The sequence below is a fragment of the Rummeliibacillus stabekisii genome (assembly GCF_007988965.1).
GTDB classification, from domain to species: Bacteria; Bacillota; Bacilli; order Bacillales_A; family Planococcaceae; genus Rummeliibacillus; species Rummeliibacillus stabekisii.
On record NZ_BJVD01000007.1, the window covers coordinates 99,074 to 120,932 of the forward strand.

A 21,859-nucleotide genomic window follows, 5' to 3' on the forward strand; every position below is an offset into this window, starting at 1 on the left:
GCAAAATTTCATCATATTTAAAGGGATATGAGGGGCGGGGAAGGAATATAGAGAAGATAAGGGGGATGAAGTATGAAAAAAGGGAAACGTATATGGAAATGGCTTTTAATAGCTGGCGGTGTGGCTATTGTTCTTATTATTGCGGCGGCATTATTATTAGATGCCTTTGTCGACAAATCGAAGCCGCAAATTGAAGGGAAAGTAGAAGTCGCAGGTTTAAAACAGGATGTAACGGTCACTAGAGATAAAAAAGGTGTTCCTCATATTAAAGCAAAGAACGATGAAGATCTGTATCGGGCACAAGGATATGTGCAAGCACAAGATCGTCTATTCCAAATGGATCTTTCTAGAAGACAGGCGAGCGGTATGCTATCAGAAGTGGTAGGAGAAAAAGCCATACAAACGGATAAATTTTTCCGAACATTCAGTCTTAGAGATGCAGCAGAAAAATCATTAGACGGTTACTCTGATGAAGCTAAGCAAGTATTATCATGGTATGCAGAGGGCGTGAATGATTATATCCAGTATGCAAAAAAGGAAGGAAAGTTGCCGTACGAATTTAAATTACTTGGCTACCAACCAAAGCAGTGGACGGAAATAGACTCATTAACTATCGGGAAATATATGGCGTATGATTTAGGCGGTCATTGGGATATGCTGGCATTCCGGCACTGGGCGCTAACTAAGTTATCGTCAGAAAAAGTACAAGAATTAATGATTCATTATCCTGAAAATGCCAAGTCTATTATTGAAGAAAATATTGAACATCCAGTAAAGGTATCAAATCAATTTGATACATCACTTATACCCAATGAATTCAACGGCAGTAATAACTGGGTAGTGTCAGGAGACAAAACAAAGAGCGGCAAGCCATTGTTGGCAGATGATCCTCACTTAGGACTTAGTACGCCTTCGATTTGGTATCAAATGCATCTGTCCTCACCATCACAAAATGTCAGCGGTGTTATTTTTGCAGGGATCCCAGGGATTATCCTCGGACATAATGAAGACATTGCATGGGGCGTAACAAATGTGGGGCCAGACGTCCAGGATTTATATATCGAAATGCCAAACCCAGACAATCCTACACAATTTAAGTATGAAAACAAATGGGAGCAGGCAGAAGTACGTAAAGAAAAAATAAAAGTAAAAGGGCAAAAGGCAGTCGACTATGAAGTCGTTGTCACGAGGCATGGACCTATCATCTCTGACCTCGCCTTTAAAAAGGAAAAGCCGACCGCCGTCTTTTCTATGCAGTGGACAGCATTGCAATCAACACAAGAATTGCAAGCCATCTTAAATATGGATAAAGCGAAGGATTGGCATCAATTTGAAACAGCATTGAAAGACTTTAAAGCACCTGCGCAAAACTTTGTTTTTGCTTCCGCAAAGGACGGCACGATTGCCTATAAAGCAAATGGGCTAATTCCTATTCGCAAAAGAGGAGATGGCCAGTTCCCTGTACCTGGCTACTCAAAGGATTATGGATGGAAGGGCTATATCGACTATGACAAGTTGCCAAAGGTTGTCAATCCGGATTCAGGCTATATTGCAACCGCCAATAATAAAGTGGTCGGCAGCGGCTATCCGTATCACATTACAGACTTTTGGGCACAGCCGTATCGGTATGAACGGATTGTGGAGATGCTAGAAGAGAAAGATGACTTTACAGCAGAAGATATGCAAAACATTCAGATGGATACAAAAAATTTGTATGCCAAAGAATTTTTGCCGTCTATGATTTCTTCAGTCAAGAAACAAGGGAAGGAAAGCAAAGCGGTAGAGCTGTTAGAAAAATGGGATTACAACGATACTGTATCACAAGCAGCGCCGCTTATCTTCCAACATTGGATGATCGCTATACAGGAAGGATTATTTAAACAGGCAATGCCAGCAGATGTGTATGCTATGATGCCAGGGAAATATAATATCACAGATGAATTATTACGGCAGGCATATAAAGGGAAACCAGGAGAATTTGTCGATGAAGCAGGCGGAGTAGATGAGCTTGTTACAAAGGCCCTGCAAAAGTCAGTGAAGGATTTAAAGGAAACATACGGGGATGACATGTCAAAATGGCAATGGGGAGAAGAGCACCAGGTCCAATTTAAGCATCCGATATCTTCTGCTTCTGAAGTATTAGCGTATGTACTCGATTCTAAGAAAGTGCCTGTGGCGGGGTCAAAAGTGACAGTTAGAGCAGCAGCGCCAGACCAAAACGGAATCGTCAATCACGGTGCTTCATGGCGTTTTGTAGCTGATTTAAGCGATTTATCCAAAGCCTATCATATTGTGGGGCCGGGACAAAGTGGCCACGTCAAATCCGTATGGTATAATGACCAAGTAGACGATTGGGTAAATGGCACTTATCATGAAACGGTGATAAAAGGCAAAGTACCAAACGGTCAAACATTAATTTTAAAGGCGAAGTAGTGAGTATAAAATGATTAAGAATATAGCGGCAGTGATGCTTGGCGGCATTGTTGGCACATGGATGCGTTATGGTGTCATGATTTCTGTGTCTGCCGAGTGGCTGCTTTGGATCGTAAATGGTGTGGGCAGTTTTGCCATGGGTGTATTAAATGGCCTCTTTGCGACCACTTCAAAATATGCAAGATGGAAGCTTTTTTTGACAACAGGAATGCTTGGAGCTTTCACTACGTTTTCCACCTTTTCAGCAAGCTGGCTAAAGTTGATGGAGCATCATGAACTCACCGCTGTATTCTATGCAGTGTTGATGACGGCTCTATGCGTAATTCTCGCATCATTTGGCTATCTAATGGGAATAGGGCATAAGAAAGCAGGTGAACGCTCATGATATGGCTGATACTAGCTGTAGGTGGAGCATTGGGTGCTCTAAGCAGATATATGGTTACATTATGGATGGGAAGGTTGACGCAGCCATATTATGTAGCTACTTTTATCGTCAATAGCCTAGGCTCATTTTTAATGGGTTTGGCTCTTCATATAGCAGCTGACCAACAATTGCTTTCCGCCTTCTTTGCAACAGGCTTTTTAGGGGCTTTCACGACATTCTCAACATTCGCATTTGATACAGTTCGCTTGATGCAGGAAGGAAATCATCGTGGGGTGTTTTTATACCCTGCACTTACATTGCTTGCTGGGATTGCTTTCGTAACGTTTGGTTGGCAAATAGGCTAAGATTTTAAGCGTACTATAGAATAGTGCATGAAAAAAAGGCATAAAGAGAAAATTCTCTTATGCCTTTTCATAATGATAAAAGACTATTTAGCTAATGCCAAATGTCCATAGTCAACAGTAAATAGAACAAATTATTTCATGGTATTTATTAAATCTATTTGTCACTGCTATAATAGTAGCCTAGGGGGTTGTTGCGTTGAAATTAATTGAGTGGACAATGGAAGAGCAAGAACAACTAATTGAATTTATGACAACAAATGTATGGCCATATCATATCAATTCGCATCCAGTAAGAGAGTTAATCGAAAAGACGATTGACGAGGGCGGCTACGAATCGGATGAATCAAAAACCTTTTGGCTTGTTAATGATGAAGATATCCAAGTAGGTATGGTAAAAATATATGATTTGCAGGATGATATTCCACTATTTGATCTAAGAATTGGAGAAAAATGGCGCGGCCATGGTTATGGCACTAAAGCATTGCGATTGGTCAGCGAGTATGTTTTTTCGTTGCCCGGCAATAAAATTCGACTTGAAGGCCATACTAGGCAAGATAACATTGCTATGCGGAAAACATTTGAAAATGCTGGTTTCGTAAAAGAAGCTCATCTTCGCAAGGCATGGTATGTCCCAAAAGAAGATGATTATTATGATGCTATTACATATGGCATTACTCGTCAGGATTACTTGGAAGGCAAAACAACGCCAGTAAGCTGGGACGACGAAGGTAAAAGTGATGAGGTTGATTATAAAGAAACATGGGATTTCGATGACAGTTTTGAATCTGAACGATTGATTATTCGAATGCCCCGTATGCAAGATGCAGATGCTGTTTGGGAGGCAATCTCTTACTCTGCAAAAACCTTGAAGCCATTTATGGAATGGGCTCAGCAAGCACCTAAAAAAGAAGAGACAAAGGAAAATATACGGGAAGCAATTGCAAACTTTATCGCAAGAAAAGACTTACGACTGCATGTATTTTTAAAGGACGGCGGCCAATATATCGGCTCTACAGGGTTGCATAATATTAATTGGCAAATCCCTAAGTTTGAGATTGGATACTGGTTGGATATGCGATATGAGGGAAAAGGATATATGACAGAAGCCGTGCAAAGAATTGTACAATTTGCTTTTGAAGAGTTAGGCGCTAATCGGTTGGAAATACGATGTGACTCAGATAATACTCGTAGCCGTGCCGTCGCTAGCCGTGCAGGATTTGAGTTGGAAGGCATTATGAAGCAGGATTCTTTCTCAGCTGATGGGAAGAGTTTGCGCGATACATGCGTATATGCCAAAATCCACCCCAGCAGATTGAGTTAAAACCTTTCGCAATAGTTCTACAAGTTACGTTTTAGACTTTCATGTAGTAAACTAGAGAGATAGATACTGAAAGAGAGGGTAAAAGGATGCCGACACCGAGTATGGAGGATCACATCGAACAAATCTATTTGCTAATTGACCAAAAAGGATATGCGCGTGTATCGGACATCGCGGAAGCATTGTCAGTTCTTCCTTCTTCTGTTACCAAAATGGTACAAAAACTTGATAAAGATGGTTATCTAATATACGAACGATATAGAGGCTTATCTTTGACGCCGAAAGGGTTAAAGCTAGGAAAGCGCCTAGTGGAAAGGCATAGCTTGCTTGAAGATTTTTTACGGTTGATTGGTGTAGAGGAAGAACGGATTTATGATGATGTGGAGGGAATCGAACATCATTTGAGCTGGAATTCAATCGAATGCATTGCAGATTTAAATCAAGTATTAGAAGAAAACCCTGAATTCATTCAAAAGCTGAAAGACTTAAAGACCAGCCCAGCAGAATGATTTCCTAATTAAAGAGAGGAGTTAGAATAGGTGGCATCACTACAATCTGGAGACGTTGTAAAATTAGTAGTAAAAGAACAGCGTGGATCTCAATATATCTTAACTAATGACGAAATAGAAATTCCATTGAATGCATCTGAAACAACGACAGAGTTAAAGGTAAATGAGAAGGTAGAAGTATTTCTTTTCGCTGACCGAAGAGGGAATTTAGCTGCAACGCTTGCCATTCCGCATATTCGCAAAGAAGAATACGGATGGGCACGTGTACTACATGTTAAAGACCGTGAAGGGGCTTATGTTGATATTGGCACATCACGTGAGGTGTTAGTTCCTGCTGAAGACTTGCCGAAGTTAAAGCCATTATGGCCAGAGCCGGGCAATCATATATATATCACTTTGCGAACTGATCGTGAGGGAGGGCTTTTTGGCCGTTTGATCACAGAAGAGAAAGTATTGGAAATGTATGAGGATGCTGAACCAGAGCTGTTCAACCAAAATATCCTTGCACGTCCATATCGCTTATTACCAGTCGGTACATTTTTACTTGGCGTTGATAAGCCATACCGTATCTTTGTTCATGAATCTGAACGTAAGAAAGAGCCGCGTCTTGGAGCAGATATCTCTGTTCGTGTCATTGAGGTAAAAGAAGATGGAACGATTAATGCTTCCATGCTACCACGTGTTCATGAAAGATTATCAGAGGATGCAGAAGACGTCTATAAATATCTGCAAGAAGTAGGCGGGAAAATGCCATTTAGCGATAAATCTTCACCTGAAGAAGTCAAAGAAATGTTTAACATGAGCAAGGGTGCATTTAAACGTGCATTAGGTACACTGATGAAAAGTGGTCGTGTGACACAAGAAGATGGCTGGACCATTATAAAGTAATAGCAATAGAGCAAAAAGGTTCGGTGGCCAACCCAGAAACTTTTTGCTCTTTTTAGCGTATTATTAGTAGGCCTCATTGAAAGAAGATGTGGGTAAGTAGGATACAAACCAATTGGAGGAGGAACAATAATGAAAAAACAACTTGTAGCTGTTTTGGCAGCGTTCTGTTTGACTACTGCTATCGCAACACCTATTAAAAGTTATGCCAGCACAAGTACAACAGATTCATCGGGTGAAGTTGTCAATGAAAAATTAGGGGATCCTATTGTCGTTTATGGCGGTAGCCTTTCAGATAGTGAAAAAGCAAGCGTAAAAAGTAGTTTGGGGGTTTCCGGAAATTCCGGTATAAAAGAAATTACAATTACCGGTGCGGATATTGCTAAATATATTGAAAATGGAAATGCAAGTGCACGCCTATATTCTTCTGCAAAAATTACGCCTAAAAATGAAGGCAGCGGACTAGTTATTAATATTGTAACCCCAGAAAATATCACTGAAGTCACTTCGGATATGTATTCTAACGCAATGTTGACTGCAGGTATCGAAGACGCAACAGTTGAAGTAGCGGCACCTAAAAAGGTAACAGGCCACTCTGCTTTGGCTGGAATCTATAAAGCGTATGAAGTTACAACAGGTAAAAAGTTAGACCCTGAAAGGACAGATGTAGCCAACCAAGAACTTTCTGTAGCGACGGATATTGCCCAAAATTCCAATGTGGACGATAAAAAGGTTGGAGAATTGTTAACAGAAATTAAAAAGCAAATTGCAGAGCAAAAACCAGCTACAAAAGAAGATGTAGCTAAAATTGTCGATGAACAACTGAAAAAATTAGAAATCAGTTTAAGCGATAAAGACCGTCAATTACTAATCGACTTGATGAACAAAATTAGTAATCTCGATATCAATTTTGGCAAATGGTCATCTCAATTAAATGATTTAAGCGGTAATATAAAAGATAAATTGTCTAAAATCAATGATGATATAAAAAATGACACAGGATTCTGGGCAAGCGTTAAAAATTTCTTTAAAAAAATCATTGATGGTATCAGTGGCCTATTCGGTTAGAAAATAGTTGTTGGTTGAACATTACCCCCATTGGACGAGAGATGTATGATTTGGGCAAAATAGCAAAGGGTAATAGAAAGAGTGTGCTACACTATTTATTACAGGGGGTGTTATTCATGGATTTCCAATTAAACAACCGTGGAAGTGAAGGATATGCATTTGAATATAAAGAAGACGGTCAAGTGTTAGCAGAGCTAACATGGACGCAGCTTGGAGATATTATGGTAGTTGACCATACATTTGTAGATCCATCTTTGCGCGGACAGGGTTTGGCAGTTAAGCTGCTGGATCGTGCTGCAGAATACGCACGTGAGAAAGATTATAAAATCGAGGCTGTTTGCTCATTTGTACTGAAGGCATTCAGCTCAACCGATAAGTATGATGATATTAAAGCATAAAAGAACACGATAACGGATTAGCCGATTTGCGGGTAGATATTATTTGCAAATTGGCTTTTTCGTCGTGGAAAGTTAAAGATACATGAATCTTTTCCATAATTGGATACGTATACTACTATGAAGTGAGATTTCACTTAGTGAGAAGCTTTTTCTTACTTGAGTGTTAATGAAACTAAATATGAGGTGTATACATGAAAAGAACAGGAGAATTAGTTTTCGGCATTATTGGATCGCTCTTTAATTTGATTGCCATCTCTTTTGTGGGCTTACTTGTCGTCTCTATGTCAAGTGTTTCAGTCAACGAGCAATTCCAGAATGAACTTGTAACGGAGATGGAGAAAAACTATGCTAATAATCCGAATCTACAGGATATTGATCCACAAAGTTTTGCAGATACGGTAGTAGCGTTCACCGATGGTTTTGGACCATTCGGTTGGTTTTTCATTATCTGCTTTGTCATTAGCTTGGTATTAGGAATTGTAGCGTGTATTCAAGCATATAAAGCAAAGAACAAAAAAGCCAATATGGCAGGGTGGCTCTTTATCGTGGCTGCTATCTTTGCGGGCATTATTTCCTTTACTTCTTTCGCTTATTATATTGCAGCAATTATTTGCTTTGTCCGCAAACCGAAAACAGAAGATCAAACGCTTGTTAACTAATGGGAGGCCCTATCACAATCCAAACAGATAGGGCTCTTTAACTGTTAGGGAAAGAGCATATGTTTTCTGCCCGTCAGTTTAGAAGAAATATGTATAGATTTTTCAATGGTTGCAGATGATGTGGGGAGAAGCCCTTCAAAAATTATGATTGAAAAGGTGTAGGATTTTTAAAAAAGGGTATAGTTATCCTAGAACAAATTGATATAACGGGAGGAAATGATGAACATGGGAAAAAGTAAATCATTATTACTAGCAGGATTAGCGGCAGGAGCGTACGCTTATTTCCGTAAGAAAGAAAACCGCGACAAAGCAATGGAGGCATTCAACTCAACAAAGGATAAAGTAAATGAGTTTGTAGACAAAAACTTCTCTTCTTCCCCAGATGTAAAAGAAGATGCTGTAAGAACAACTACTGGTGATGGACATACAGATCCAGAACTTACGTATGATGAAGAAGATAGCAAAATGACATATGAAGGTTCAACAATGACAAGCATCAACTATGAAAATGCTGAACAAGATGATAAATTAAATGGCGTTAAGCCTCCTGAAGAAAATAAATAAATGAAAAAAGAGTTGTCTTTGTGACAACTCCTTTTTTATGTGTTTTAGAATCCTAAAGACCGGCGGAAGTAGCTAGCATAGCGCTGACTAACAGGTATCCGAGTTCCGTCTTTCATTATTAATAAGAAAGTGGAATGCGAATCGGGTTGAATTTCTTCGATATAATCAATGTTAACAATATAAGAGCGATGGCAACGTATAAAAGTATCAGGAGATAAGAACAATTCCAAATCGCTTAAGTTTAATCGATGGTATCCTTCTTTTTGGATTGATTTAACGTATGTTTTACGTAGCTGTGTTTCTAAGTAGATCACATTTTCATGTTTGACAGGATACCAGCAATCATCAACTTTAATGGTAATGTAATTAGTTAAAAAAGGAGAAGGTTTTTGTGGGAAAATAGCTGTAATTGCACCTTTTGTCTCCCCTTCTTCCATTAAAGGGATACTCATGCCATAGTAAGGTACGCCAAATACGTCTGATTCGATAAAAGAATTAATTTTTTGACCGTAGCTTAGTGCCTTGCGGGTAGCAGAGCCTTCAGGAATGTCATCGCCCGGCTTAATTTTCAAATCAATCTTTTTGCTTGGTTGATAATAGATATATTTTTCTGTATCTGAAATAACTATTGATGTGTTGTCAGGGAAAAATTCCTTTATAACTTCTATCAATTCCTCGATAGACTTTGGATCCATGAATACCTACCTCGTTTCTTTGCATTCATCATAATACAGTACTCCCTATAAAACATAGGATGATTAAGCACTGTTATAATTATTCTCTTCACATATTATGACACAATTCTATTATTGAAAATACTCCTTCGTGAAAAATTGTTGGTTTTTACACTGCTTTATATTAGAGAAATAAGAACGGTATATTTATAGTCGGTTAAAACGCGATTAAAAAGTAATAAATAGGGAAGAAATTTTAATTCTTTTAACTACAAAACCCAAAGGGGGACCCTAGCACCAATATAGCTATAATTTGGCTAATTTCCTGAAATGTATTTTTTATAAGAACTAGTACCCAATTTTTAAAAGAACCAATTTACTCAAATTTTCTTTAAGATTGGGTAATAAAACTATTTTCATATTACCATTTTCGTTATATAGTAAGATTAACGTGATAAAATACTGTGTAATTTTATAGAAAGATGGGGAGTTTATGCTGCAAAAACAATATTCCATTTCAGAAACAATCTCGAAAAAGTACTTTGAAGAAATTGAAATTATAGAAAACTACGAAGGCATAGAAGAGTTTTTTGAAATAGAAGCACAACTTTTAAGGCAGATTTACCAATTAGAGTTAAATGAGGCAAGGGCATCACTGCGCCAACTAATAGATATTTTAGCTATACGAGCTGGGAAAGAATTCATCCGTTCAGTAAGGCATTACTTTGTCATTTTATCATCTGTTGTCACAAGAAAATTACTTGAAAACCAAGCACCATCAAAGAAAGTGTTTGCGTTTAACACAGCATGTATACAAATGATCGATAAACAGATGAAAGATGCAGAATTCCTGCAATTTGCGGACGACTTAATAGAATTTTATATCTATGTCATCTCAGAAAGAAAACAACCATCCTATAGACACCAAACAGTAAATAAAGTCATTATGTACATAGATGATGAAGTCGAATCGGACTTTTCAGTCGAAGACATCGCCATGTATTTTTCCATTAGCACAAGCCATTTATCACGTATTTTTAAAGAGCATGTTGGCATAACTTTAGTAGAGTATTTAAATGTTCGAAGAGTGGAAGAATCTCAATATTATCTAAGGCATACGAACAAAAGCATATCTGAAATATCAGATCAATTCCATTTTTGCAATCAAAGCTATTACACACGTATTTTTAAAAAATACGTTGGTTGTACACCGAAGCATTTTAGAGACAAGCCTGAAGAAGAATATTACCGTTATAAATTACCAGAAAGACTATTATAATTTGAAATCGTTACATATATATTGAATAAACACAATTTTGATTTGATTAGTATCCTCTATATAATGTATACTTCACTATAGCTTGAGAAATTGTAGGTGAATATATTGAAGAAGAAACTTTGGTTAGTTTCAATGGTCGGTCTTGCTCCATTTTTGCTAGCTGGCTGTAGTTCAGTGCAAAATAAAGAAGGCTTTTTCTATAGTACATTTGTAAAACCGATGGATTTCTTGCTAGACTTTATTGGGAACTCCCTTTTTAATGGGAACTATGGCGCAGCGATTATCATAATTACTGTGTTAATCCGTTTTATTCTAATGCCTTTCATGTTGAAGAACTATAAAAATCAACAGGGTATGAAAGAAAAAATGGATCAATTGAAACCCGAAATGGACGAGATCCAAAAAAAATTAAAAGCCGCTAAATCAAAAGAAGAACAAATGGCTTTACAACAAGAGATGATGGGATTGTACAAAAAGTACAATGTCAACCCATTGAATATGGGCTGTTTGCCTGTCATTATCCAAATGCCGATTATTATGGGCTTATACTACTCCATTCGTTATTCGTCTGAAGTACAAGCGCACCATTTCTTATGGTTTAAGCTTGGAGACCCAGATATTGTTATGACACTTATCGCTGGTGCTGTTTACTTTGTACAAGCACAAGTTTCATTATGGACAGTGCCTGAGCAACAAAAAGCACAGATGAAAATCATGATGTACATTTCTCCAATAATGATCATGTTCATCTCGTACACTAGTATGGCTGCACTTCCTTTATATTGGTCTGTCAGTGGTGCTTTATTGATTTTCCAAACATATCTTGGACGTAAATTTTACTCTCAACATCCAGAGAAAGCAGTTGAAAAAACCGCTGTCCCTGATTCGGATAGAAAATTGACTCCTGCAGAAAAGCAGGCTGCGAAATCAGCAAAGAAAAAATCAAAAAAATAAAGTAACGATGCAAGAGTTATAATCATCGACTTGAGTGTTCGTGAACGATTCAAAGCATTTTCATGTAGAAGCCCTATCTTTTCAGATATGGATCTTACTACTTTTGAATGCGGTATAAACTTCTAAATCGAGGCGAATTTTGCCTCGATTTTTAATTGGTTAAGGGAGGCAACAAATTGAGTTCGAAAGCACTAACAGGTGTACTTGTAGCGCTTACAAGTATTCTGGCTGTTATTTTTATTATTCGTCAAAATTTTGATTGGGCAGTTCTTTTCATTTCATTGATGTTTACGATTACAAACTCTTTCCGTGCAAAGGATATGGCAAGGCAAGGGTATACAAAAGAAGCGAAGTGGATGAAAGGGACGGCTATATTTTTTGGAATCGCTACGCTTGTTGTATTAGCGCTGATTCTTTTTTAAAATGATGTAGTCAGCAGTTTTAAATATAAGAGGTGTAAGCAATGATTAAAAAACATGTTAAGAAATCTTCATTTGCATTCCTGTCGATTGCGGCGCTTGCCGGCAGTATATTAGCAGGGTGCAATGATATAAAACAAGAGCCATCTGACAAACCTGTTCAAAAGGAAGTATCTCATGATCCAGCAACAGAAAAGAAAAAGACTAAAATCAAAGACGAGAAAGTAGATGCAGGGGGCTATATAATTGGTAAGAAATTGCCTAAAAAAGCCACGTATATGCAAGGTTTTTTGGTCGCAAGTAAGCAATATCCTTTGCCTGCAAGCTATGCGCCAGGAGAGAATCCGGAGGCTAGAGATGCGTTTAATAAGCTAAATGCTGCAGCTTCTTTGGACGGCTTTCATTTTGATGCATTCAGCACCTATCGGTCATATGATCGTCAAGTAGAGTTATATAATGCGTATGTCAAACGCGATGGTAAGAAAGCAGCTGATAGGTATAGTGCTCGACCGGGTTATTCAGAGCATCAAACGGGTTTAGCATTCGATATCGGTGAAGTAGGAAATGAAGCGGCCTATGCAGATAATGCTTTCGGTAAAACAGAAGCTGGCAAATGGCTTGCAAAAAATGCACATAAATATGGTTTTATTATGCGTTATCCAAAAGGTAAAGAAACTGTTACAGGTTATATGCATGAATCATGGCATTTCCGTTATGTAGGTCCGAAGGCTGCAAAAGAAATCTATAAAAAGAATGAGACATTAGAAGAATATCTTGGTATTAAATAAATAGTAAAAGAAAAAAGCTTAAAGCAAGTTACTTGCTTTAAGCTTTTTCTATAGGGAGTATCCCGTAAATCCTGATTATCATTTTATAATATTGGAGATAATAATCGTGAAATTGATTCTTTCATCTTAATAGTCCGTGAACGGTTATCGTATAACTCTTGTGTAAGCTCTGTAGAAAGTAGCATGTCTTTTTCGAATAGCTCCGCTAGCTTATGAGATGTCTCGCGGTGATAGATAAAGGCATTTACTTCAAAGTTTAGCTTAAAACTACGGAAATCGATATTGGCTGTTCCTACTGTCGATGCTTCATCATCAATCACAATCATCTTAGTGTGCAAGAATCCATTTTCGTAAATATATATTCTGGCGCCCGCTTTCAATAGCTGTCCGACATAGGAGTAAGTTGCCCAATACACAAACATATGGTCTGGTTTGTTCGGGATCATAATCCGGACATCTATACCTGATAAACAAGCAATTCGAACTGCGTCCATAAAGCTGTCATCCGGAATGAAATAGGGTGTTTGGATGTAAATGTACTTTTGGGCCATGCCGATTAATTTAAGGTAGGCATTCTTAATTTGTTCCCATTCAGAGTCGGGACCGCTTGAAACAATTTGAATACTGACTTCTCCTTTACGCGTAATAGCGGGGAAGTAGTGATCTGCATATTGAATATCTTTTGTGTTGGAGGCTTGATTCCAATCCAAAAGGAATCTTGTTTGCATAGGATGTACAGAACTACCTTCAAGTCGCAGATGTGTATCTCGCCAATAACCAAACTTCTTCTTTAAACCAAGATATTCATCACCCACATTAAAACCACCGATATAACCAACGCGCCCATCAATAATTACAAGCTTACGGTGATTCCGATAATTCATGCGCGGATTAATCAGTGGTAAGATGGAAGGGAAAAATACCTCAACCTCACCACCTGCATCGATGAGTTCTTGGAAATGCTTCACATGCACGCCTCTAGAACCCATTTCATCATAAAGTAACCTTACCTGCACGCCTTGCTTCGCTTTCTTGGTAAGCTCCTTTACAATTTTGGTGCCTAGCCGATCAACGCGAAAAATATAATATTGAATATGAATATGATGTTTTGCAGATTCTATGTCTTCAAGCAATGCCTTGAATTTCTCCTCACCATCATTAAAAATCGTGACAGCATTGTCTTGCGTCAAAACCGCATGGTTGGTCGTTAAATTCATAAAAATCAACTCTTTGAAGTGCGCTGCGTCATCAAGACGAAACTCAAATGTATTTTCTTGAATCGCTTCCATTTGATATTCAATTAATTGATCAATCCCAATTTTCTTGCGTCCTTCCCATCTGAAAAGATGTTTCTTGCGGAGTTGCCTGCCCAATAATATATAAAGGATAAATCCAGCGACAGGCAAAAAGAAAAGAACAAGAATCCACGCCCAAGTTGACGTAGGCTCTTTTCTTTCTAAAAAAATGATAATAGCTGCTAGCAGGATGTTGGATACTAAAATAATGGAAACAATTAAGGAAGTTAAATTCGCTGTATCCATTTAGTAGTCACCTTCTTCCGTGTACTTCTCTTTAGTATAGCCTATATAATACCGAATTCAACTGGATAAAGAAACAAACATTACTTTCCTGTTTCGAAACGATTAAATTCAATTTTCATTTTATTTAACAGGAGATAAAGATGTTTTAAAAGTTTGAGTAAACCTACTTGACTAATAGGTTTTCTTGTTTTAATCTAAGAATACAATTTTTATAGAATGGGGTTGTGAAGGGTTGAATACCTTTTTAATAATAATAAACGTAATAGTCCTGCTATTGCTGATTGGCTTGCTTATTTATATGAATAAAAAGCATGTCTCATTTTCTAAACGTGTATTTACAGGTTTAGGAATAGGTATCGTATTTGGGCTATTCCTGCACTTTGTTTATGGCCCAACGACAGATGTTGTCGTAAAAACAGTTGACTGGTTTAGCATTGTCGGAACAGGCTATGTGAAACTGTTACAAATGGTGGCTATGCCATTAGTATTTATTTCAATCATTTCAGCATTTACAAAAGTAGTTGCTGGTAAAAACTTCGGTAAAATTGCTGCTCTAATTTTATTTATATTAGTTGGAACTACAGCTATCGCTGCTTCAGTCGGTATAGCTTCAGCACTTGGTTTCCATCTTGATGCAACACAGCTTGTACAAGGTGATGCGGAACAAGCGCGTGGGACAGAAATAGTTCAAAAATCAGAAGACCTTGGCGATAAGTCAATGCCACAACAAATCATTGATCTGCTTCCTGCTAATCCATTTTTAGATTTAACAGGCGCTCGTTCTTCTTCAACGATTGCAGTAGTTATTTTTGCAGCATTCTTAGGCTTCGGCTATTTAGCTGTAAGACGTAAAGATGAGAAAACAGCTGACATGATTAAAACAGGTATAGATACAATCTATTCACTTATCATGCAAGTCGTAAAAATTGTCTTGCGTTTAACTCCTTTCGGGATTTTAGCAATTATGACATCGACTATTGCTACATCTGACTTTGGAGCTATTTACAATATGGGTAAATTTGTTATCGCTTCGTATGTTGCGTTAGCAGTGATGTTTATTATCCATATGATTATCATTACTTTAACAGGTATGAGTCCTGTGACTTATATCAAAAAGGTATTGCCTACATTAGTATTTGCTTTTAGTTCACGCTCTAGTGCTGGTACATTACCCCTCAATATTCAAACACAAACAAACCGTTTAGGTGTTTCTGAAGGGATTGCCAATTTTGCGGGTTCATTTGGTATCTCTATTGGCCAAAATGGCTGTGCTGGTGTTTATCCTGCGATGCTTGCCATCATGATTGCACCTAGTGCAGGAATTAATCCATTAGATCCTGGATTTATCCTTACACTAATCTTTGTAGTTGCCATTAGTTCATTCGGTGTGGCTGGTGTCGGCGGTGGTGCAACATTCGCGGCTATCATCGTATTGTCTGCTATGAACTTGCCTGTCGCATTAGCGGGTGTTTTAATCTCAGTTGAACCATTGATTGACATGGGTCGTACAGCATTAAATGTGAATGACTCTATGGTAGCTGGTGTAACGACAGCACGTATCACTGGTGAGCTAGATAAAGACGTTTACAATTCAAAAGAACAACAAGATTTAGCTGAAATTTAATGATATTAAGCTGCCTTCTCTTTAAAAGGGGAGGCAGCTTTTTTTGTTGGGAAAATAAAAGCCTTCAACCAAATGATTGAAGGCTTGATGTACTAAATTTGTTTTTGTTCCCGCAATGTTTTCTTGCTTGAACGATAAACAAGGAGTACGAGTATACTCGCCAGTGCTAGCACGCCGGCTATATCGTAAACGAAATTTGCTTCTTTTGTTAAAACCCATGTGAAGAATAATGGACCAATAATCCTTCCCATATTGTCCATGGAATAAGAAAGACCAGCAGCAGTGCCATATTTCCCGCCCGATTCTTTAGAGGAGAGAGACGTATTCAAGGTTCTAGCTAAAGCATTACCAGCAGTAAATACACAAAGCGCGAATCCTGCGAATGCAAGGCTCTGTGTGAATGGGAATAATAATAAGCCGATTGCTGTGACAACTTGCGCCCCTATAAGCCATCTGGTTTCTTTTCCATCTTTGATGTGCCTCACAAGGCCGCCTTGTATTAAGAAATCAACAAAGCCACTGAACAAAAAGAGTGATCCTAACTGAGCAGAAGTAATTTGGATTTTTTCCATTTGGAATAATTGAAGTGTCGATTCAACGCCTGCTAGCAGGAATGTCACAATAAACGAGAAAATAAATAAGTATCTCACGCGATATTGAAAAAGCATGGAGGTCCCTTTTGGTATAATAGCTCTTTTTGTAGCTTCACCTTGTCGAACAGGTTCACGTAATACAATACTTGCGTAAATAAGCAACAGGATGAGAAGGATGCTAGATACGGTGAATGGCGTGCTTAAACTAATCTGTCCAAGCAACCCGCCCAAAGCCGGTCCAAAGATAAATCCAAGACCAATAGACATGCCCATAAAACCCATATATTTGTTGCGGTTTTCTTCAGTCGACATATCGCCTATAAAACCAGTAACGGCCGTATAAAGAGCGCCTGAGAATAAACCGCCTATAATACGGGAAATATAAAGCATTGTTAACGATTTCATAAACAATGAAATTAATATAAAGCTTGTACTAAATCCAAGCAAACCAATTAAAATTAGTTTTTTTCGGCCCATCTTGTCACTCAGCATCCCCCATAAGGGAGCGGTAAAAAAGCTTGCAAGTGAATAAATGGTTAAAAGTCCGCCAACATGCATTTTGACAAAGCCTTGATTTACTACTACTTCAGGTAAGACAGGTATAATCAAGCCAAATCCAAAATACACAAAAAACTGAACAGACATCAGTAAGAAGAGCGATTTTTTCATGTTAACCCAACTTTCTTTAAAGACATTCGATTCATCACCCAACCATTAGATTGAATAAATAGTGAAACGTTTCACCTATAATTTCTAGTATAAGGTGAACAACGGATGAATGCTAAGCCTAGCCTTGAGAAGTAAAGAAATTTATTAGTTAAGTGCTATTTGTAAATTAAATTCATTGTTTATGAGGGCTTTCCTTTCGGGAATAGACATCATAAGAATAGGAAGATTTAAGGAGGAATAGAGTAATGGATATCACAGTAGTAGCAAAAATGAAAACAAATGACGGATCAGAAGGGATTTTAGACTTAAAGGAGCCAGTATTAGTTGAAATGGAATCTGCACGGGAATTCAAAGTGAAAAATGCCTTAGAGTATCTTGGCCATACGGATATTAAAGCACAGTCGCTTGAAATGAATAAATATGTGGCCACAAGCGTATTTAATGGTGAATCTTACCAAACGGAGATTTCATTTAGCTATGCCTTGCGGGCAAATGGGCAGTATTTTGAACTGCAGGAGTTAAAAGGAATGATATAAAAGGAGGGATAAAAGCTGTCTGACAAAAGGATCTCCATTTAAGACAGCTTTTTTCTTCTAGATGTGGTTTAGAGAGAGTTAAGAGGGGAATAATTATAATACATATAGAGATGGGTATCTAAGTTGTGAAGGTAGCCTATAAAAAAATCATTAATTATGTAACAATATTGAAAAATTTAAAGGGTTTAAAAATGGTATTATAGAAATGAATATATAGAAGCTTATTTGGTTAATTTAAAGTGGAGAAGCAACTTTTTAAAAACAGCTTCGTCAATGAATATAAGTAAAAAGAAGAGGTGGAAAGAATGTCAAGAGATGTAGATATCACAAAAATTATTTCAAATTTATCAAAACTTGGCGTAAAGGCGACTACTACAAAATCTCGCTTAGAATTATTAAAAGCATTAGCACCACCAAAATCATCTCCCCAAACGCAAAGCTAACTTAAGAGACATCCCAAACTTCGGCCCCATTACTAGTCGGAGTTTTTTAAAACGCCTCGGTCCAAAAATGCATGTATACCGAACGCAAACAACCGATAGCGTTTTATTATACATAAAAACGCCTAAAGAGCTTTTAGATGCTCTCTAGGCGTTTTTTTAGTTAAAAGTCATCATCGTCATCATGATTGCCAAACATATATGTGCGATGGTGGAATTTCATGCTGAAGACCAAACCTAATGCTAAAGCATTCCCCATCATAGCACTCCCTCCATAACTAATGAATGGAAGAGGTATTCCTGTAATAGGCAGTACCTGTGTTGTCATTCCAATATTTTCAAAGACATGGAATGTAATCATAGCAATAATGCCTGCACACACATACGTACAAAACGGATCTTTCATTCGTAGTGTGAGTTTTGTTAGGTGGAAGATTAGGAAGAAGAACAAGCAAATGACAACACTTGCTCCGATAAAGCCAAACTCTTCACCGATGACGCTAAAAATAAAATCGGTATGATTCTCTGGTACATATACTTCTTTATGCTTGAACCCTTTACCGAAGATTTCCCCAGAACCAATCGCATTCAACGATGCAATTAAATGGTAACCATCGCCGGAAGAATACGAGTAAGGATCTAGCCAAGAATAGATACGTGCTAGTTGGTAGGGGTCAAATTTTAGTTTATGGATTAAGAAGTCCTGCATATTAATGGCCATCCACAAGAGTGAACCGCCGACAACTGCTGCTATAGAGGCAACAGGTAGTATGATTTTCCATGGAATGCCGGCTACGATGATAACAGCGCTCGTAATAGCCAAAAATACAAGCGATGTACCAAGGTCAGGCTGTTTCATAATGAGACCAAGTGGCACCAATAGAACTAAGAAGATTTTTCCTAATAAAATCATATCTGTTTTAAAAGTCTTTAAGGGATGCGAGTCATGGTGTTTGCTGACGGTCCTGGCTAGCGCAAGGATATAGAAGGTTTTCATAAACTCGGATGGCTGGATATCTGCAAAACCTAAGTGGAACCAGCTTTTCGCTCCGTTTCGCGGTTCAGCGATTTGTCCAACGCCCCCTGGCGCTACCATTAAGACAATCAGTACTAGGATACCAGCTCCATATAAATACCAAGCCATCTTTTTGTATTGATCTGGGTCAAAGTACATCATGACTGCGACAATACAAGCGCCAACAAAATACCAAAAAAGCTGTTTTGGCACAAAGTTAGTGATATATTGGCCTGACATTTGGGCAGAGGAGATTGCCATCACGCTGACAATACAAAATAATATCAATATAAAAGCGAGCGTCCAGTCAAAACGATCGGAAAAATTTCTTTTTGAATTCATGATAGTCACCTATAGTAGTAGATTTGATACAAAAAATATAGTGAAGCTTCAATCAATGGGCGCTTTTCTTTCTTTTTCCACCATTGATACTTGTGTTACCTGTTCTGGTTGGTCATTTATGCTAAACCTACCAGTAAAAACTACACTAGCCTATCAAATTTAAAGCAGTCTTTCAATGGGGAATCTGTTTTTTAAAGCATTTGGCATGTCCGAAAAAGCCTCACTTCTCTTATTGTATCATGGCCTGTATAAAGTGAAACGAAAATACATCACAAATGTTTCAAAAATGTTTATTTCCTCTTATAATAGTATAGGAAACGAGGTGATCGACTTGGCAAAAAAAATGCGAGCTGCTGATGACTATTTACATCATCTATATGTACACAAGAATGAAATAAACCAATTTGCGATGTTGAGCGGTTTGACTTTCCGCGAATTTGTCTCTGCAGTCGGTCCGCTTCAAAATATTTTGCTGCTGAAGAATGAGTATGATGATGGTTCGTTCAACATGCATACGCGATTAGAGTTTGTGGAAGAGAAAAGTATACCGAAATTTGTAAAGAAGGCCATGGATTCTAAAAAAGACTTGTGCTGGATTGATTTCTCGGATGAACGTAAACTAAATCTTCTAACTCCACAAGAACAAGCTGAATTGCTTTATATTGGACATAAAAAGGAAGCGATTCGTTCTCCTTTCTACCACCAATTGCAAAATAGATACGTTTATTTATCTTCCCAAGATGCAAAAACATCAAAAATTTATTTCCGCGACATGTCGGACTTAAGAAAACTTGTTACGCAAGTATTCAATAACATCATTCAAGAAAAAGAACGGACTAATTTTTGGAGACGAAAAACGGGGAATTTGATACCGATTATTAGTGAAGAATTGATGGGGAATTTCCGTGAAGATGTAGAAGATGGCGTATTGTTTTCATTATACAAAATTGAAAAACCGAAGCTCTCCTATGTTTTGGAATTACGCTCACTTTCTGAAGAGTACTTTCCTGATGAAATATGGGATGATTTAAATAATTTATTAAAGAGAACTCCGGATAAGGTATTAGAAGTACACAAATAGGAAATTACCTGGACAGTTTTTAAAAAAGCACGCATTCCACCCATGTAAAAATGGATGAATCGTTGCATTATAAATCGCTTTTTTGAGATTCCTACATATCATAAGTAGGAATCTTTTGTTTTTTTACTGTATTATTACTTCAAAGTGCTATGATAGAAATATTAAATTACAGGGCGTATTAAATCATTTGTATTATTTTATGATGTAAATAAGTCGTGTTAAAATGGGAAGTAGAAAAAACTTGGAGGAATATAAAGAATGAAAAGAAAATTAGGCTTGTTATATGGTGGTAAATCAGCAGAACATGATGTGTCATTATCAACTGCCAAGGCTGTCATTCAAGCATTGAATTTTGATCAATATGATGTGTTTCCAATTTACATCACGCGCGAGGGAGAATGGCGAAAAGGCGCACAACTAACAATGCCTGTAGAAAATACTGATGACTTAGTATTCCAAATGGATGGAAACGAAGAAAAACCCAATGATATATCAAGTTTCTTAGTATCAGATGAGAAACCGTTTGATGTGATCTTCCCGCTACTGCACGGTACGAATGGTGAAGACGGTACTGTTCAAGGATTGCTAGAAGTATTGAATTTGCCTTACGTTGGCAATGGTGTTTTGGCTTCAGCGGCGGGTATGGATAAAGTTGTAATGAAACAATTATTCGAAGTAGCTGGTCTGCAACAAGTGCCATATGTGTACTTTATCCGTAAAGAATGGCAGAAGAAGCAGGAAGAACTGCTGAAAGAAATGGAAGATAAGCTCTCTTGGCCAATGTTTGTAAAACCTGCTAACTTAGGGTCTAGTGTAGGTATCAGTAAGGCGACTAATCATGAAGAGCTAATCAAAGCAGTGGATCTTGCTTTAAAATATGACCGTAAAATTGTCGTAGAAACAGGCATTACTGCACGTGAAGTAGAGATGGCCGTACTGGGCAATGACGAACCAAAAGTATCTGTTCCAGGTGAAATTAAACCAGTCACAGATTTCTATGATTATAATTCCAAGTACAATGATAATCAAACAGATCTATTGATTCCAGCACCTGTATCAGATAACGTGATTGCTAATATGTCCGATATGGCTAAACGTGCATTCAAAATAATAGATTGTTCTGGACTTGTCCGCGCTGATTTCTTTGTGACAGCAGAGGATGATATATATATTAACGAAATAAACACAATGCCTGGCTTTACGCCTGTCAGCATGTATCCAATTCTTTGGCAAAATACAAATCTCTCTTATAGCGATTTAATCGAAGAGTTGATTTCTTTAGCCATTGAACGCCATGAAGAAAAGCAACAACTTCAATACCAATAAAAAAGATTGAGTGTG

At 37.8% G+C, this 21,859-nt stretch carries 23 protein-coding genes; 19 read left to right on the top strand and 4 right to left on the bottom strand.

What is annotated here, in order from left to right:
* The first annotated feature begins 72 nt into the window (after positions 1 to 72).
* From RST01_RS11950 to RST01_RS11995, 10 genes are all read left to right on the top strand, one after another.
* Complete coding sequence (locus tag RST01_RS11950; protein WP_147197099.1) at positions 73 to 2,433, top strand: penicillin acylase family protein; 2,361 nt, start codon at positions 73 to 75, stop codon at positions 2,431 to 2,433.
* Between the two features lie 10 nt (positions 2,434 to 2,443).
* Complete coding sequence (locus RST01_RS11955) at positions 2,444 to 2,818, top strand: fluoride efflux transporter FluC (protein ID WP_147197101.1); 375 nt, start codon at positions 2,444 to 2,446, stop codon at positions 2,816 to 2,818.
* Positions 2,815 to 3,162 carry a fluoride efflux transporter FluC gene (locus tag RST01_RS11960; protein WP_147197103.1) on the top strand — a complete coding sequence of 116 codons (348 nt, stop codon included), beginning with the start codon at positions 2,815 to 2,817 and terminating at the stop codon, positions 3,160 to 3,162. The genes RST01_RS11955 and RST01_RS11960 overlap by 4 nt, the downstream gene beginning before the upstream one ends.
* A 196-nt stretch (positions 3,163 to 3,358) precedes the next feature.
* Entirely contained in the window at positions 3,359 to 4,483 is a 1,125-nt protein-coding gene (locus RST01_RS11965; RefSeq protein ID WP_066790321.1) for a GNAT family N-acetyltransferase, read from the top strand.
* A gap of 86 nt (positions 4,484 to 4,569) precedes the next feature.
* Positions 4,570 to 4,989, top strand: coding sequence for a transcriptional regulator MntR (mntR, locus tag RST01_RS11970; protein WP_066790320.1), 420 nt, complete (start codon positions 4,570 to 4,572; stop codon positions 4,987 to 4,989).
* 30 nt (positions 4,990 to 5,019) lie between these two features.
* The gene (locus RST01_RS11975) at positions 5,020 to 5,877 is read left to right on the top strand and encodes a CvfB family protein (RefSeq protein WP_147197105.1); all 858 of its coding nucleotides are present in this window, start codon (positions 5,020 to 5,022) and stop codon (positions 5,875 to 5,877) included.
* A 129-nt stretch (positions 5,878 to 6,006) separates the two neighbouring features.
* Positions 6,007 to 6,942 carry a DUF1002 domain-containing protein gene (locus RST01_RS11980; RefSeq protein WP_066790317.1) on the top strand — a complete coding sequence of 312 codons (936 nt, stop codon included), beginning with the start codon at positions 6,007 to 6,009 and terminating at the stop codon, positions 6,940 to 6,942.
* Between the two features lie 116 nt (positions 6,943 to 7,058).
* Entirely contained in the window at positions 7,059 to 7,340 is a 282-nt protein-coding gene (locus tag RST01_RS11985; protein WP_147197106.1) for a GNAT family N-acetyltransferase, read from the top strand.
* Between the two features lie 191 nt (positions 7,341 to 7,531).
* On the top strand, positions 7,532 to 7,999 hold the full coding sequence (locus tag RST01_RS11990) for a DUF4064 domain-containing protein (RefSeq protein ID WP_147197108.1): 468 nt from the start codon (positions 7,532 to 7,534) through the stop codon (positions 7,997 to 7,999).
* Between the two features lie 225 nt (positions 8,000 to 8,224).
* Entirely contained in the window at positions 8,225 to 8,563 is a 339-nt protein-coding gene (locus RST01_RS11995) for a YbyB family protein (RefSeq protein WP_223823624.1), read from the top strand.
* A gap of 44 nt (positions 8,564 to 8,607) precedes the next feature.
* Here the strand turns inward: RST01_RS11995 and RST01_RS12000 are convergent, their stop codons facing one another.
* A complete protein-coding gene (locus tag RST01_RS12000) occupies positions 8,608 to 9,258 on the bottom strand; it encodes a LytTR family DNA-binding domain-containing protein (protein ID WP_066790308.1) in 651 nt (216 codons plus the stop codon).
* A 472-nt stretch (positions 9,259 to 9,730) separates the two neighbouring features.
* Between RST01_RS12000 and RST01_RS12005 the strand changes: the two genes are divergently transcribed.
* The 4 genes from RST01_RS12005 to RST01_RS12020 all read left to right on the top strand — a co-directional run bounded on the left by RST01_RS12005 (position 9,731) and on the right by RST01_RS12020 (position 12,677).
* The gene (locus RST01_RS12005) at positions 9,731 to 10,516 is read left to right on the top strand and encodes a helix-turn-helix transcriptional regulator (protein ID WP_147197110.1); all 786 of its coding nucleotides are present in this window, start codon (positions 9,731 to 9,733) and stop codon (positions 10,514 to 10,516) included.
* Between the two features lie 105 nt (positions 10,517 to 10,621).
* Positions 10,622 to 11,470: a membrane protein insertase YidC gene (gene yidC, locus RST01_RS12010; RefSeq protein ID WP_147197112.1), complete on the top strand. Its 849-nt coding sequence runs from the start codon at positions 10,622 to 10,624 to the stop codon at positions 11,468 to 11,470.
* 176 nt (positions 11,471 to 11,646) lie between these two features.
* Complete coding sequence (locus RST01_RS12015) at positions 11,647 to 11,892, top strand: hypothetical protein (protein WP_147197114.1); 246 nt, start codon at positions 11,647 to 11,649, stop codon at positions 11,890 to 11,892.
* A gap of 41 nt (positions 11,893 to 11,933) precedes the next feature.
* Positions 11,934 to 12,677, top strand: a complete 744-nt coding sequence (locus RST01_RS12020) for a M15 family metallopeptidase (RefSeq protein WP_147197115.1) — start codon at positions 11,934 to 11,936, stop codon at positions 12,675 to 12,677.
* A gap of 83 nt (positions 12,678 to 12,760) precedes the next feature.
* Here the strand turns inward: RST01_RS12020 and cls are convergent, their stop codons facing one another.
* Positions 12,761 to 14,218 carry a cardiolipin synthase gene (cls, locus tag RST01_RS12025; protein ID WP_147197117.1) on the bottom strand — a complete coding sequence of 486 codons (1,458 nt, stop codon included), beginning with the start codon at positions 14,216 to 14,218 and terminating at the stop codon, positions 12,761 to 12,763.
* Between the two features lie 298 nt (positions 14,219 to 14,516).
* Between cls and RST01_RS12030 the strand changes: the two genes are divergently transcribed.
* Positions 14,517 to 15,842 (top strand): L-cystine transporter, encoded by a 1,326-nt coding sequence (locus tag RST01_RS12030; RefSeq protein WP_184117602.1) that lies wholly within the window; start codon positions 14,517 to 14,519, stop codon positions 15,840 to 15,842.
* 92 nt (positions 15,843 to 15,934) lie between these two features.
* Here RST01_RS12030 and RST01_RS12035 read toward each other — a convergent pair whose 3' ends face one another.
* Positions 15,935 to 17,104, bottom strand: a complete 1,170-nt coding sequence (locus RST01_RS12035; RefSeq protein ID WP_147197121.1) for an MFS transporter — start codon at positions 17,102 to 17,104, stop codon at positions 15,935 to 15,937.
* A 245-nt stretch (positions 17,105 to 17,349) separates the two neighbouring features.
* Between RST01_RS12035 and RST01_RS12040 the strand changes: the two genes are divergently transcribed.
* A complete protein-coding gene (locus RST01_RS12040) occupies positions 17,350 to 17,640 on the top strand; it encodes a hypothetical protein (RefSeq protein WP_147197123.1) in 291 nt (96 codons plus the stop codon).
* 305 nt (positions 17,641 to 17,945) lie between these two features.
* Entirely contained in the window at positions 17,946 to 18,083 is a 138-nt protein-coding gene (locus tag RST01_RS16040) for an Lmo0850 family protein (protein ID WP_173668485.1), read from the top strand.
* A gap of 160 nt (positions 18,084 to 18,243) precedes the next feature.
* Here RST01_RS16040 and rodA read toward each other — a convergent pair whose 3' ends face one another.
* Entirely contained in the window at positions 18,244 to 19,437 is a 1,194-nt protein-coding gene (rodA, locus tag RST01_RS12045; protein WP_147197125.1) for a rod shape-determining protein RodA, read from the bottom strand.
* A gap of 322 nt (positions 19,438 to 19,759) precedes the next feature.
* Between rodA and RST01_RS12050 the strand changes: the two genes are divergently transcribed.
* Together RST01_RS12050 and RST01_RS12055 are read left to right on the top strand one after the other, a co-directional pair.
* Positions 19,760 to 20,518 carry a hypothetical protein gene (locus RST01_RS12050; protein ID WP_307723585.1) on the top strand — a complete coding sequence of 253 codons (759 nt, stop codon included), beginning with the start codon at positions 19,760 to 19,762 and terminating at the stop codon, positions 20,516 to 20,518.
* Between the two features lie 258 nt (positions 20,519 to 20,776).
* Complete coding sequence (locus RST01_RS12055) at positions 20,777 to 21,844, top strand: D-alanine--D-alanine ligase (protein ID WP_147197127.1); 1,068 nt, start codon at positions 20,777 to 20,779, stop codon at positions 21,842 to 21,844.
* Positions 21,845 to 21,859 lie beyond the last annotated feature (15 nt).